The following is a 12,748-nucleotide window of genomic DNA, read 5'->3' as shown; positions in this document are numbered from 1 at the left end:
TGCCGTTTGCGGAGCGAGGCGGGCGGGTATCGAGTTCGTTTCTCGTCCCAACAGTCATAGTACTGGAGCGTAAACGGGGGGTCAATGGCAGCGGAACAGGCCCCTGACGGGTATCTCTTCGACCTCTATCGTCGATACATCGGTGAACCGGAGGATCGGACCGACGTCTACGTCGGCTTCGGTCTGTTTCTAGGCGGGATCGGGCTTGCCATCGTCGCACTGCTGCTCTTTCTGTGGGGCAACACGCACGAAGCCCGATCCGCCGGCTACTTCGCGTGGGTCGGTCCCGCATACGCACTTGCGATGGTGTCTCTTCCCGTCGTGATGCTCGGGATCGTTACGCTCCTCCCGTCGGAACGGCGGATGCTGTATACGTCGATCGGCGGCGCGGCGATCACCGTCGCTGCGGTCGCTGGCTTCCTCGTCGTCTATCCACACCACTGGAACGGCTACAACAACAACTATACCGTTCAGGTGGTCGCAGTATACGCCGTCGGGCTCGCTGGTATCACCGCGTCAACGGGTGCGGCACTGATCGCCCACTATCTCGATATGGCACAGCAGGCCGAGGTAGTGGCAACCGACGACGAGGACGACGACCCCGACGTGACCGACGCAGAAGTCCAACAAGACATCGACGACGCGATGGACGGCGTCGAACTCTCGTGGGGTGGCGTCGAGAAAACCGAGCACAAACGACTGAGCTTCTCCGAGGACGATTTCGACGACGTCACCGTCGATACCAACGTCGGGACCACGACGACCCGCTCGTCGGGTGTCGACGCACAGGTTGCCGGTCTCAAAGGCCTCAAAGGCGGCGAGACGAAGCAGACCACCTCGAGTTCGACGGTCGACGATCAGACGGCGAAACTCAAAGAGCTTCGCGAACAACAGCGAGCCGAGGAACTGGCGACGGCCGACGAGAAGAGTGCGGTCGAGACGGTGACGTCACCGATCGCAAAGCTACTCGATCGGATCCGGGATCTGACACGACGAAATTAACGCAGGGCGGCGGAAAGAAATAGCATCTTTCTTCATAGTATCAGATCTGTAAGTGGCGTACATAGATTTATAATCCGTCGGTTTCCTTCCCCACACATGGCCAAAGGCCTAGACGTCGGGACGATGAACATCCTGTCTGCACAGCAGGATGGAACCGACACGGTATTCGTGCAACAGCGTAACTCATTCGTCGAGATCGAGTACTCGGATATGGCCGAGCAGATGCTCTCGCGAAGCGAAGTGCTCCACATCCGCAAAGACGACAAGGTCTACGTCGTCGGCGACGACGCACTCAATTTCGCGAACATCTTCAACAAGGAGACTCGACGGCCGATGAAACACGGGATCCTCTCGAACGACGAGCAGAGTGCGATCCCGATGATGAAGCTCATCATCGAGCAGGTCGTCGGCGAGCCCGCCTATCCCGACGAGAAGCTCTATTTCTCGACGCCAGCGGATCCGATCGACTCCGAACTCTCGACGCTGTACCACCAGAAGACGATCGAATCCTTCCTCGACGACATGGGCTACGACGCCGAGCCGATCAACGAGGGAATGTCCGTCATCTACTCTGAACTCGCGGACAACAACTTCACCGGCCTCGGGATCTCGTTCGGTGCCGGCATGACCAACGTCTGTCTGGCCTACTACGCCGTGCCCGTCATGAAGTTCTCCGTCGCCCGCGGTGGCGACTGGGTCGACGAACAGGCCGCCCGCGCAACCGGCACACCCGTCGACAAGGTCACCTCGATCAAGGAAGACGACTTCGAACTCGACTTCACGACCGACGTCGGCGGCGTCGAAGGTGCGCTGTCGATCTACTACGAGAACTTACTCGACTACGTCATCGAGAACATCGTCCAGGAAGTCGACGAGGAAGACGTCGAAGAAGGACTCGACATCCCTGTCGTCGTCACCGGCGGCACCTCGAGTCCCGACGGCTTCGAGGCGCTGTTCCGCGACCACTTAGAGGAGGCGAACATTCCGTTCTCGATCAGCGGCGTTTCGCACGCGAACGAACCGCTGTACAGCGTCGCTCGTGGTGGACTCGTCGCGGCTCGCTCCGACGAGGACGTCGATCACGAGGAGGAAGCGGACGAAGCAGAAGCAGCACCTGCAACCGAGTAAGCCGTCGCTCCAGCGGCAGTTATTTTTTCACGGGTATCGCGGTCAGGTAGCGCAGCGAACGAACGGAGACACTCAGCGATCGGCCGACTGCTCGTAAAACCGGTTGAGCGCGTCCCGCCAGGACTCGACCTCCTCGCTGGTCGGCTGGTGTTCGACGGGGATGTCGGCAAAGCCACAGCGTGAACACATGACTGTCGACACGTCGCCAAGCGAGAGTTCGTTGATCGGTCCCCCACACCGTGGACACTCGTCCATATCTATCACTTCCACGGACTCTCCTTAACTCTATTCGAATATATCATGAAAGCGGAACGTGTACACTCACACGACCAGCAACGTGCCCGTGACCTCGAGAGATCCATTACACTCGAGTACCGACACCTGACCATGTCCAGTCCCTCTCGGCGCACGCTCGCCCGCCGACTCGAGTCTCTCGAGGACTTTTCGGAGCCGTCACCAGCCCTCGAGCAGTATCTCACCCCACCGGAGCTAGCCGCGCATCTCTGCCACCTGGCAGGATTGCAGGGTGATCTCGAGGGGCAGGTCGTCGATCTCGGTACTGGAACCGGGATGCTCGCGATTGCGGCCACACTGGCCGGAGGTGACCGCGTTGCGGCGGTCGATGTCGACGCTGGCGCGCTCGCAGTCGCCCAACAGAACGAACAGGTAGTCGTGGCTGATGACGACCGTGGTCGCGCTATCGACTGGCTTCGCGGCGACGTCACCCGCCATCCGTTTTCGGTCACTGATGCGACTGTGCTCTCGAATCCACCCTTCGGCGCACAGCGCGGGAATCGACACGCGGATCGGGAGTTCCTCGAGACAGCACGCGAGATCGGGGCGGTCTCCTATACGATCCACAACGAGGGCAGCCAGGAGTTCGTCGAGTCGTTCGCCGCCGACGAGGGTGGGGAGGTAACGCACGCGTTCCGGGCTGCGTTTCCGCTGCCCAAGCAGTTCGACTTCCATACCGAAGCAGAAGCGACGCTCGAGGCCGAGGTCTTCCGCATCGAGTGGCCGACTCGAGTTTAACGAGTTCGGAAACCAGCACGCAGTAGCGGTCAGGAGCCGTTGTACGTCTCTTTGCTCGCGATCGCGACCCGCGTCCCGTCGGCGGCCGCGTAGACCGTCTCTTCGTCTCGCTCGAAGGTGAGGCCGCCAGCCATTGTCGTCTCGTTTTCGGCTGGGATCGGCGTCGTCGCGGTGTCGGTATTCTCGCTCGCGTTGACCGCGAGGTCGAACGTGCCGTCGTCGGTGCCGATGGTCACGTTTCGACCGGCGATCCGTACGTCGGCCCGCGAGTCGTTGGATTCGTACGCGAGCTGGCGATCGGTGCCGTCCTCCCACAGCCAGACCTGATAGACGGTCTCGTTGCCGACCGGCTCCCAGCCGCTGCGGTCGACGTGAACCGTCTCGCGCCAGCCGGGGCCGCCGACGGTAATCGTCTCCTCGCCCGTGAAGGCCAGTCGTTGGGTGCTGACCGCCTCGAGCCAAATCTCACGTTGCTCGCTGGCAACGATCACCCCGCTCGACTCGAGGCCGTCGTCGCTCTCGATGGCCTCGATACCGATCCCGGAGACGTATTCGTTGGGGACCCCCTCGACGTACTCGACCGTGTAGTCTCGAATCTGGAGTGGCGAATCCGATGCTGCCGTCGCGTCGTCGACGACGAGGAAGTTCGTGGGGACGGCGATGCCAGCGACAATTGCGAGCACGCCAAGGACCGCCAGAAACGCGGCTCGTCTGCGAGTCAGCGTCGCCAGCAGGCCCGGCTCGCGATCGTGTCCCGCACCGATAATTTCGCGCACGCGCTCGAGACGAGCAGTGACAACGCGGTCGCGAGCGCTGCCGGCGAGCTCGAGCGGTCTGGTGACCGGCGACGACTCGTCGTCGACCGGCTGCGCGACCAGTCGCCGGAGCGGCGGCGGGAGCAGAGGCGTGTCGGGGGCGGTCATCGAGAGCGTGACCACGAGTGCGAGTATCGAGACGATTGCGACGCCCGGCCCCTGATAGAGGATGAACGTGTTTTCGGCACCGAACCAATAGATCGCCCACAGCTCCCTCGAGAAGCCAAACAACAGGACGGCAAGCCAGAGCCGTAGCGGATCAGGGCGGCTGTGGCGGCGTTTGAGGAGGGCGACCCCGAGAACGAAGCCGACGAAGAGCCCGAGTGCGTGGCCCTGAATGGCGATACCGGCCCAGGAGGGTGCCGATGGCGGGCGGGGCGCAGCGGTATAGACACGGATGGGTTCTTGGAGCGCGTAGTAGAGCCGCAAGACGACGTCTTGGACGCCGAGCGTGGCAATGATCGTCAGGATCGGATACTGGACGAGTGCAAAGCCTGCGAGGGCGAAGACGACACCGGAAAAGCCGATGACGGGGCCGAGCGCGAACAGGCTCATCACGAGTCCAACGCCGATGACGACGAGCGGGAAGACGACGACTGCCCGGACGCGCGGGTCGGCGGCCCACGAGTCGGTTCGGACCGGATCGCGCTCGTCCGGATAGTGGCCCCAGGCGTACTCGGCGATCGGGGCGACGACGGCGGTCCCGGCGAGATTTCCGATGAGATGGCCGGGGCCCGCGTGGGAAAACGACGCCGTCGCCATCCCAAGCGGGTAGAAATACGACCACGTGCGGAAGGGAATCGTCACGGGATCGTCGAAGTCTGCCAGTCCGCTCTGGACGAACAGGTAGACAGCGAGGACGAACGCGATCACGACCAGCGATCCCCACGGAATCCCGTAGACGAGCCGCGCTCGAGCCACGTCGCGCCAGCGCTGTGCCGGCCGGTGGATCCATCTGACGACCGCGATCGACCCGATCAGCGACGCGGCGACGACGACCGCAAGCAGGGCCGCGAGGGTGCGCATATGCCGTGGTTCGAACGGGGCCGTATAGTGGTTTGCCTTCAGCGAAAGTCGCTCGTTCCCGGATCGGTTGACCCCGCTGTCGCGGCGAGCGACGGCGATCGTGACGTGAGCCGTGCCGAGGGCCGGCTTCGAAAGGTACAAGCGGCCGACGGCCGCACTGACTGACATGGAACTGCGGGTCACCGAGAGCACCGAGGACGAACTCTCGATCGAAATCGCCGGCGAGGACCACACGTTCATGAACGTGCTCAAGGGCGCCTTGCTCGAGCACGACGACGTGAGCGCAGCGACCTACGACGTCAACCCCGAACAGTCGGGCGGCCAGACTGAGCCCATCCTGACGATCAAGACCGAGGGCGGCGCGGATCCGCTCGAGTGTCTCGAGGACGCGGCTGTGACCGTCCGCAAGAAGGCGACGTCGTTCCGCAACGCGTTCGAAGCGGCCGCATAAGCACTGTCGTCTCGGGTTCGACCCGATCGTTCTCTTTCGGTGTGCGGTACGACCGAGGTCCGGCTGTAATCGATCGATCAGTTCGAACTGCTACACGCCGCGTAGAACACGTAAACAGAGCCGTCAACGACGTGGAGGTCGAGCCCTTCCCTGTCGAAATCGCTGTCGCCGGTCTCCTCGCTGAGGGCTGTGACGACGTCGTCGGCGAGTGCCGCCTCGTCGTCGTAGTCGGCGATCGACAGCGTCCCCGGGAGCCGTCCGGCGTATGGCTCACGCTGGCAGTTGGTGCCGAAGTCACTCGCTTCGACCGGCTCGGGTCTCGACTCCTCGTACTCGACTACCACGAACGCACGATTCATGTATTCGGCGTAGTCCGCGAGCCCGGCGTCGTACGTTCGTGACTCGGACTGATTACGGTCGGCCTCGAGCCGATCGTGGACCGCCCGTTCGGTCGCCTCGAGGTCGATCCCTGCCGCTTCGGACCCTTCACCGGGTGCATCAGGCGGTGACGGCGGGCCGATTCCTGGCAGTATCGAGGGTGGGATGATCCCCGTCGCGAACAGCGCGATGACGATCCCGATCACGGCGAGGACCGGGAGGTAGGGTTTCGCGACCGCAAGCCAGCTCGACGTCTCGAGGTCGCGCTCGAGTCCCTCGTAGGTCTGCTCGACTTTCTCGAGGTCAGGGTTGCCACAGCGAGAACACGGCGGGGAGTTACGGACGTGCTCGCGGCCGCAGTTCGTACAGGCCCAGACGTAGTCGGGGCCGGTGTCGACGGTTCCGGACGGTATCGGTTCGCCGTCGGTATCGTCGCCGGCGGCCGCGCCCTGGCCCTCGCGGGTCTCGTCCGCTCGGACGACTGCCTTCTCGAAGGTGTTGTGCCCGCAGTTGTCACAGGGTGGGTCGTTCTCCGCGTGCGGTTTCCCACACCACGTACACCGCCATTTCACTACTTGAGACGGAGGACTCCGAGAAAATAAACGTGTGGGTGTCGTCTGGCCCGGTCGTCTCGTCTAGCGGCGAACCGGCACGCCGTGCTCGTCGAGGTAGGCTTTCGTCTCCTCGATCGAGTATTCGTCGAAGTGGAAGATCGAGGCCGCAAGGCCGGCGTCGGCACCGGCTTCGGTAAACACGTCGTACATGTCTTCGGGACTGCCACAGCCCGAAGAGGCGATCACCGGCGTGTCGACGGTGTCAGTGACGGCGTTCGTCAGTGGCAGGTCGTAGCCGTCTTTCGTGCCGTCCTTGTCGATCGAGTTGACGAAGAGTTCGCCCGCACCGCGAGACTCGGCTTCGGCGGCCCACTCGAGGACGTCGATCCCGGTGCCCTCGCGGCCACCTTTCTTCGTACACTCGAACCAGCAGGACTCGCCGTCGATCTCGACGTAGTGCTCGCCGTCTTCGTCGAAGCGCCGTCTGGCGTCGACGCTGATGACGATACACTGGTTGCCGAAGGCCTGCGCGCCCTCGTTGATCAGTTCGGGTCGCTCGAGCGCGCCGGTGGTGATCGAGACCTTGTCCGCGCCGGCCCGCAGGGTCTCTTTGATGTCGTCGGTGGTGCGGATGCCGCCGCCGACGGTCAACGGGATGAAGACCTCGTCGGCGACGTCGCGGACGACATCGAGCATCGTCTCGCGGCCCTCCGCGGAGGCGGTGATATCGAGAAAGACGAACTCGTCTGCGCCCGCCTGATTGTACGCGCGTGCCATCTCGACCGGATCGCCGGTGTATTTCAGATCCTCGAAATTGACGCCGGTGTACACCGCTGGGTTCCCATCGTCATCGAGGTCCACGTCGATACAGGGGATAATTCGTTTGGTCAGGACCATGTGGTAACTACTGGAGGGTTTGATCTGCGAGTAGTAAAGGCGTCTGGATCGGGCGGTGTCTGCCATCGGCTCCGTCGCCGTGACTGCCGGCGAACTCGAGTCGTTGCGAGGTAGTGTAGGTGGTGTTAAGTGTCAGAGCCGAAAACGGGCGCGTATGGCAGACGACACCGAAACTCCCGACGATTCCGGAGCCGACGTCGGTCACGACCTCGAGACCGAGCGAACGACCGCACCGATGAGTCCCTACTCAGCACGGGACGTTGCGATCGGCTTCGTCGTCATGGTCGTCGGTGTGGCAGTCGCGTTCGGGATTCCATTGCTCACGACCGGTGTCTGAACTGACGGCCACCGCGATGTAGACGTCGATCGCACGCGACCGGCGTCGGTGACGAACCGCTATCGGAGAGACTCGAGCGAACGCTGATCGTCGTCCGGCAGGCCGAATCCGTCATCGACGGCAAGACGGGGCGGTGCGCTGCCGGACGTCCGAACGAACTGCCGAAAACAAAGACGTTAGAAGACGTATTCGTCGTCGTGGCCCATCATGCCGTCGTCTTCGAGGCCGGTGCCACCGGTCGCGCCCTCGTCTTCGTCCATCGGTCCACTCGTCTTGTAGGCCTTGATACCCGTTGACAGGAGGTCCTCGATCGCTTCCTCGCGGTTGACGAACTCACCGCGTTCGACCATCTGCGCGATCTGCATCTCGAGGTGCTCCGGGATAGTGATCTCTACTTTCGGCATCTGATTCGGCTTTCGGCGAGGGGGTATTTAGGTTTGACGGGGAATCTATACTGAGCGGAAAGAAAAATTCAGGCAGCCGAAACGACAGTTGGTGTGCGAGCGTCGCTGGCTCACTGATGACCTGATCGGTGGTCGTGACTCGAGGACAAGCCTGGCTTATCGGTTGCCCATCATCGAGTCGAACGCCTCTCGCAGCTTCGTCCCCGGCTGGGTCAGCGTCTCGAGTTGCCGGCGCATTTTCCGCTGGTTGAAGTAACTCGCGAACGCGAGGATCGTCGGCGGCCAGAGGCCGACGAACGTCCCGAGCTGACGATCGCCGCGAATGAAGTAGTAGTACAGCGAGAGCCCGACTGATGCAGCCGATGCAAGGACGGCAGGCCCCATCGCCTCGTCGCTAATCGCTTCTGGTTGCTTCTCGGTGACGTCCTGCTCCGTGAGTTGTTGTCTGCTCGCCATGCATCGATAGCCTCGGGGAGATCATACTAAGGCGTAGCGAGGGTTTCAATGGAAACTGTCGCTTGTCGTCGTCTCGAGACCGTTTCGGTTCGTTTCGACCCCTATGCTTGCTGCCAAATTCTGCGTTTCTCGAGGGATGGCAGGCGATGGCGTCACACCTACGTCGATCGGCACGAAGCCACGGGTATGGACGCGACGGACGTCACGGATTTGTATCGGGAGTTTGGCGACGAGCGACTGCCGCCGGGACAGCGTGAGACGGACGCGTTCCCCGTTCTCTCGAAGAGCGCGACGCCCGACTGGGACCCCGAGACGTGGGAGTTTACCGTCACCGGGGCGGTCGAGGAGGAATTGTCTTTCTCGTGGGACGAGTTCCGATCGCTGCCGAGCGTAACTCAGCGCCAGGATTTTCACTGTGTGACCGGCTGGAGCAAGTTCGACTGCGAGTTCACCGGCGTTCCGTTTCCCGACCTCGCCGAACGGGCCGGCGTCGACGACGACGCGGTCCACGTGCTGTTTTCCGCACTGGACGACTACACCACGGATCTACCGCTCGAGGACTGCATGCGCGAGGAAGTCCTGTTTACGTGGGCGTTCGACGGCGAATCGCTTCCCGCAGACCACGGCGGTCCGCTTCGAGTAGTGACGCCGCACAAGTACGCCTACAAGGGCGCAAAATGGGTCGACGGTATCGAGTTCCTCACCGAACCCGAGCGTGGCTACTGGGAGCGACGCGGCTACTCGCGGACCGCAGATCCGTGGCAGGAAGAACGGTACAGCTAGACGTATACACCAGGTCAGCGAATAGTTAGGCTGAAGGCGGGCCGGTCCTGAGGTTGTGTCGATGGACCGATCGTCGGGTGAAGGTCGACTAACGGGGGAGACCGAGTCGGTTGACAACGCCGTCGACCTCGTCAGCCGGAGTCGCGAACTCGAGACCGCCGCGTTCGATGCGGTGCTCGAGGATGAAACCGCGTCGAGAATTCAGTGGGCCACACCCGACGGACTCGAGATCGTCGGTCGTGGCGTTGCCGCCCGCTTTACCGCGACCGGCACCGACCGATTCGATCGGATTCGAACGCAGGCGAGCCGTGCCTTCAACGGACTCGCACACGATGGCCCCGAACACGCGCGACCGCGGGCGTTCGGCGGCTTTTCCTTTCACGACGGCCACGAGGCCGGCCCGCCCTGGACCGGCTTCGACGCGGCTTCCTTTGTCGTTCCACAGTTGTTCGTAACCCGAACTGACGACGGGACGTGGCTGACCGCCGTCGGCGAACACAGCGACACAGTTGCTGACCGCCTCGAGCGCTGGCACGATCGCCTGACGAACCAGCCGGCGACGCGACCAGCCGACGCGACACCCGGCGTCGCTGCGACGCGGCGGACGACCTCCCAGACGGCCTGGACCGAACAGGTCGACACCGCCCTCGAGCGAATCGCTGACGGTCAGCTGACGAAAGTCGTCCTCGCACAGTCGCTGTCGGTCGATCTCGAGGAACCGATCGACGTCCCGGCGACGCTCGAGCGACTGCGCCGTCGGTATCCGAACTGCTATGGCTTCCTGGTCGACCACGACATCGGTGGCACGTTCTTCGGCGCGCCACCGGAGCGACTGGTCTCGAAACGCGGCGCATGCGTCGAGACGGAAGCGCTTGCCGGGTCGGTTCCCCGCGGCGAAACGCCGGCCGAAGACGAGGCACACGTCGACCGGATGCGCGACGACCCGAAGTTTCAACGCGAACACGGCCTCGTCGTCGACGCGATCCGCGAGCAACTCGCGCCGCTTGCACGCGATCTCACCGTTAGCGAACAGACGATCCGCCGGCTGGCGACCATTCAGCATCTGCGGACGCCGATCGAAGCGACGCTCGAGGGCGAGCACCACGTTCTCGAACTCGTCGAGGCGTTGCATCCGACGCCCGCAGTCGGCGGCGTCCCACCCGATGCAGCCTGGGAGACGATCCGCGACACGGAGCCGTTCGACCGTGGCTGGTATGCCGCGCCGGTTGGCTGGTTCGACGCCGCCGGTGATGGCGAGTTCGCGGTCGGGCTCCGGTCGGGCGTCGCGGCCGACGAGACGGTGACGCTGTTTGCGGGCAACGGGATCGTCGCCGACAGCGATCCCGACGAGGAGTGGGACGAAGTCCAGCTGAAGTTCCGCCCGATTCTCGACGAACTGCGGTAGTAACCAATGACTGCACCGAACCGTGCGACCCTCTGGGGTCGCGTTCTCGCCGACGAACTTGCCAAGGGCGGCCTCGAGGCCGTCTGTATCGCCCCCGGCAGCCGGTCGACACCATTGACGGTCGCGTTCGCCGACCACCCGGACATCGACGTTTACTCGCACTTAGACGAGCGCTCGGCAGCCTATTTCGCGCTCGGTCGCGCTCGCCGCACTGGCGAGCCGACGGCGCTGGTCTGTACCTCCGGGACGGCAGCCGCGAACTTCCATCCCGCCGTGATGGAGGCCGATCAGGCCCGTGTTCCGCTGCTCGTGCTCACTGCCGACCGCCCGCCTGAGTTGCGCGACAGCGGCGCGAATCAGACCGTCGATCAGGTCAAACTCTACGGCGATGCGGTTCGGTGGTACACCGAGCTGCCCGAACCCGAAGCCGACGAGCGGAAAGTCAGGAGCCTCCGGACGACCGCCGCGCGTGCGCTCGCGGAGACGACCGGCGTTCCGTCCGGTCCCGTCCATTGCAATTGTCCGTTCCGCAAACCCCTCGAGCCGATCGACGTTCCCGGCGACGTCCCCGACTCGTTCGCCGATACGCTGGCAGCAGTGGGACGAGACGGCCCGTTCGTCGAGACGACGGGCGGAACACAAACGCTTACCGACGACGAATATCAGAAGCTGCTACAGGCGCTCGAGGCGGCTGACCGGCCGCTGCTCGTTGCCGGCCCTGCAGATCCCGCTGATCTCGCCTCGCTCGAGCCACGCGCAATCACCGACCTTGCAGACCGGCTCGGTGCGCCGCTCCTCGCGGATCCACTCTCGGGACTGCGATACGGCCCGCACGTCAAAGAGAGTGACACACCGCGGACGGTTTACGGCGGCTACGACGCCTATATCGACGCGTTGCCAGCACCGGACGTCGTGCTCCGATTGGGGGCGTCTCCGACGTCGAAACGGCTTCGCCACTGGCTTCGGGACGCCGATGCACGCCAGTTCTTGATCGATCCCGCGGGCGCGTGGCGTGAAGCGACGTTCACTGCGACCGATCTCTTGGCCGCCGAGCCCGGGACTGTAGTCGAGAGGGTGCTCGAGGTACTCGACGAACGCGAGCCCGCCGAGTCGGCCACACCCGGATCGGCTGACGACGCGTGGCGCGCCCGGTTCGACGCGGCTGAACGCCGCCACTTGGAAATCTGCGACGAGGCACTGGCCGCGGCCACGCTCGAGTCCCAGCCGTTCGAGGGCGCAATCCTTGCTACGGCGATCGCGAACGCGCCGGACCCGGCCACGGTATTCGTTTCAAATAGTATGCCGATCCGGGACGCAGACCGCTTTGGCCGGCCGCAAGCGGCCGATCTGACAGTGCTCGCGAATCGCGGTGCGAGTGGTATCGACGGTATCGCGAGTACGGCACTCGGAGCCGGCAGCGCGACCGACGACCCGCTGGTGTTGGTGACCGGGGATCTGGCCTTCTATCACGATTCGAACGGGCTGCTCGCTGTCGAGCGCTGCGACGTGGACGCGACGATCGTGTTACTGGACAACGACGGTGGCGGTATCTTCCACAAACTGCCCATCGAGGAGTTCGAACCGCCGTTTACGGACCAGTTCAAGACACCCCACGGCCTCGAGTTCGAGGCGCTCGGCGATATGTACGGACTCGAGTTCGAACGCGTCGCGCCCGCCGACTTCTCGGCTGCCTATCGCGACTCGCTCGAGACACCGGGGACGCAGGTCCTCGCCGTCGACTTCGATTCTGAAGCGAGCCATCGACGGCGCGAAGCGCTCGACGAGCGCGTGACGAGCGCCGTCGAAAACATCGTCGACGGGTCGAACTGAACGCGAGGATTTCTCCGCTGTCCTGCAACCGTCTGTCGATCGCTCGAGTCGCTCTCGTTGCACACATCTGCGATTAGTGTGGGTTCTTGTCACGATACCTGGTGGCACCTGATTTGGTCTGCTTCCAACAGATGAACTAATATATGCGATACAAAATTCGGTGGTGGTGCTGCGAATACCCCAAAATCCGTGCACGAGATTCGCGTCTGTCGGTAGGAATCGATCCCGAATACAGGGCCGATCAAGGAAT

Annotated in this window: 14 protein-coding genes; 8 read left to right on the top strand and 6 right to left on the bottom strand. The window is 63.4% G+C overall.

Going from position 1 to position 12,748, the window contains the following annotated elements; translation table 11 throughout:
• The first annotated feature begins 84 nt into the window (after positions 1–84).
• The gene (locus C476_RS14775; RefSeq protein WP_008014369.1) at positions 85–1,002 is read left to right on the top strand and encodes a DUF7139 domain-containing protein; all 918 of its coding nucleotides are present in this window, start codon (positions 85–87) and stop codon (positions 1,000–1,002) included.
• A gap of 96 nt (positions 1,003–1,098) precedes the next feature.
• Positions 1,099–2,130: a disk-shape morphogenesis protein volactin gene (locus C476_RS14770; RefSeq protein ID WP_008014367.1), complete on the top strand. Its 1,032-nt coding sequence runs from the start codon at positions 1,099–1,101 to the stop codon at positions 2,128–2,130.
• 72 nt (positions 2,131–2,202) lie between these two features.
• Here the strand turns inward: C476_RS14770 and C476_RS14765 are convergent, their stop codons facing one another.
• A complete protein-coding gene (locus tag C476_RS14765; protein WP_008014365.1) occupies positions 2,203–2,385 on the bottom strand; it encodes a zinc finger domain-containing protein in 183 nt (60 codons plus the stop codon).
• Positions 2,386–2,517: 132 nt separating this feature from the next.
• Between C476_RS14765 and C476_RS14760 the strand changes: the two genes are divergently transcribed.
• The gene (locus C476_RS14760; RefSeq protein WP_049911929.1) at positions 2,518–3,162 is read left to right on the top strand and encodes an METTL5 family protein; all 645 of its coding nucleotides are present in this window, start codon (positions 2,518–2,520) and stop codon (positions 3,160–3,162) included.
• A gap of 29 nt (positions 3,163–3,191) precedes the next feature.
• On the opposite strand, the gene C476_RS14755 is transcribed toward C476_RS14760, so the two are convergent.
• Positions 3,192–5,003, bottom strand: coding sequence for a rhomboid family intramembrane serine protease (locus tag C476_RS14755; RefSeq protein WP_049911928.1), 1,812 nt, complete (start codon positions 5,001–5,003; stop codon positions 3,192–3,194).
• Positions 5,004–5,169: 166 nt separating this feature from the next.
• Here C476_RS14755 and C476_RS14750 point away from each other — a divergent pair, with 166 nt between their 5' ends.
• Positions 5,170–5,454 carry a DNA-directed RNA polymerase subunit L gene (locus C476_RS14750; RefSeq protein ID WP_008014360.1) on the top strand — a complete coding sequence of 95 codons (285 nt, stop codon included), beginning with the start codon at positions 5,170–5,172 and terminating at the stop codon, positions 5,452–5,454.
• A 77-nt stretch (positions 5,455–5,531) separates the two neighbouring features.
• On the opposite strand, the gene C476_RS14745 is transcribed toward C476_RS14750, so the two are convergent.
• A complete protein-coding gene (locus tag C476_RS14745) occupies positions 5,532–6,404 on the bottom strand; it encodes a hypothetical protein (protein WP_008014359.1) in 873 nt (290 codons plus the stop codon).
• Between the two features lie 63 nt (positions 6,405–6,467).
• Positions 6,468–7,283, bottom strand: a complete 816-nt coding sequence (gene hisF / locus C476_RS14740) for an imidazole glycerol phosphate synthase subunit HisF (protein WP_008014357.1) — start codon at positions 7,281–7,283, stop codon at positions 6,468–6,470.
• 154 nt (positions 7,284–7,437) lie between these two features.
• On the opposite strand from hisF, the gene C476_RS14735 reads away from it, so the two are divergent.
• Positions 7,438–7,620 carry a DUF7550 family protein gene (locus tag C476_RS14735; RefSeq protein ID WP_008014355.1) on the top strand — a complete coding sequence of 61 codons (183 nt, stop codon included), beginning with the start codon at positions 7,438–7,440 and terminating at the stop codon, positions 7,618–7,620.
• Between the two features lie 176 nt (positions 7,621–7,796).
• Here the strand turns inward: C476_RS14735 and C476_RS14730 are convergent, their stop codons facing one another.
• On the bottom strand, positions 7,797–8,024 hold the full coding sequence (locus C476_RS14730) for a ribbon-helix-helix domain-containing protein (RefSeq protein WP_008014354.1): 228 nt from the start codon (positions 8,022–8,024) through the stop codon (positions 7,797–7,799).
• A 156-nt stretch (positions 8,025–8,180) separates the two neighbouring features.
• Entirely contained in the window at positions 8,181–8,480 is a 300-nt protein-coding gene (locus C476_RS14725) for a hypothetical protein (RefSeq protein WP_008014353.1), read from the bottom strand.
• A 186-nt stretch (positions 8,481–8,666) separates the two neighbouring features.
• Between C476_RS14725 and C476_RS14720 the strand changes: the two genes are divergently transcribed.
• From C476_RS14720 to menD, 3 genes are all read left to right on the top strand, one after another.
• A complete protein-coding gene (locus tag C476_RS14720) occupies positions 8,667–9,263 on the top strand; it encodes a sulfite oxidase-like oxidoreductase (protein ID WP_008014351.1) in 597 nt (198 codons plus the stop codon).
• Positions 9,264–9,324: 61 nt separating this feature from the next.
• Positions 9,325–10,668: an isochorismate synthase gene (locus C476_RS14715; protein WP_008014348.1), complete on the top strand. Its 1,344-nt coding sequence runs from the start codon at positions 9,325–9,327 to the stop codon at positions 10,666–10,668.
• A 6-nt stretch (positions 10,669–10,674) separates the two neighbouring features.
• Positions 10,675–12,498, top strand: a complete 1,824-nt coding sequence (gene menD / locus C476_RS14710) for a 2-succinyl-5-enolpyruvyl-6-hydroxy-3-cyclohexene-1-carboxylic-acid synthase (protein ID WP_008014346.1) — start codon at positions 10,675–10,677, stop codon at positions 12,496–12,498.
• The last annotated feature ends 250 nt before the right edge of the window (positions 12,499–12,748 follow it).

This window comes from Natrinema limicola JCM 13563 (genome assembly GCF_000337475.1).
GTDB classification, from domain to species: domain Archaea; phylum Halobacteriota; class Halobacteria; order Halobacteriales; family Natrialbaceae; genus Natrinema; species Natrinema limicola.
Note: the sequence above shows the minus strand (reverse complement) of the source record. Positions and strands in the feature narration are given on the sequence as shown.

Bases quoted from the DNA above. Each gene is read 5' to 3' on its own strand.
- C476_RS14775 (WP_008014369.1), top strand. From the start codon at position 85: ATGGCAGCGGAACAGGCCCCTGACGGGTATCTCTTCGACCTCTATCGT.
- C476_RS14770 (WP_008014367.1), top strand. From the start codon at position 1,099: ATGGCCAAAGGCCTAGACGTCGGGACGATGAACATCCTGTCTGCACAG.
- C476_RS14765 (WP_008014365.1), bottom strand. From the start codon at position 2,385: ATGGACGAGTGTCCACGGTGTGGGGGACCGATCAACGAACTCTCGCTT.
- C476_RS14760 (WP_049911929.1), top strand. From the start codon at position 2,518: ATGTCCAGTCCCTCTCGGCGCACGCTCGCCCGCCGACTCGAGTCTCTC.
- C476_RS14755 (WP_049911928.1), bottom strand. From the start codon at position 5,003: ATGCGCACCCTCGCGGCCCTGCTTGCGGTCGTCGTCGCCGCGTCGCTG.
- C476_RS14750 (WP_008014360.1), top strand. From the start codon at position 5,170: ATGGAACTGCGGGTCACCGAGAGCACCGAGGACGAACTCTCGATCGAA.
- hisF (WP_008014357.1), bottom strand. From the start codon at position 7,283: ATGGTCCTGACCAAACGAATTATCCCCTGTATCGACGTGGACCTCGAT.
- C476_RS14735 (WP_008014355.1), top strand. From the start codon at position 7,438: ATGGCAGACGACACCGAAACTCCCGACGATTCCGGAGCCGACGTCGGT.
- C476_RS14730 (WP_008014354.1), bottom strand. From the start codon at position 8,024: ATGCCGAAAGTAGAGATCACTATCCCGGAGCACCTCGAGATGCAGATC.
- C476_RS14725 (WP_008014353.1), bottom strand. From the start codon at position 8,480: ATGGCGAGCAGACAACAACTCACGGAGCAGGACGTCACCGAGAAGCAA.
- C476_RS14720 (WP_008014351.1), top strand. From the start codon at position 8,667: ATGGACGCGACGGACGTCACGGATTTGTATCGGGAGTTTGGCGACGAG.
- C476_RS14715 (WP_008014348.1), top strand. From the start codon at position 9,325: ATGGACCGATCGTCGGGTGAAGGTCGACTAACGGGGGAGACCGAGTCG.
- menD (WP_008014346.1), top strand. From the start codon at position 10,675: ATGACTGCACCGAACCGTGCGACCCTCTGGGGTCGCGTTCTCGCCGAC.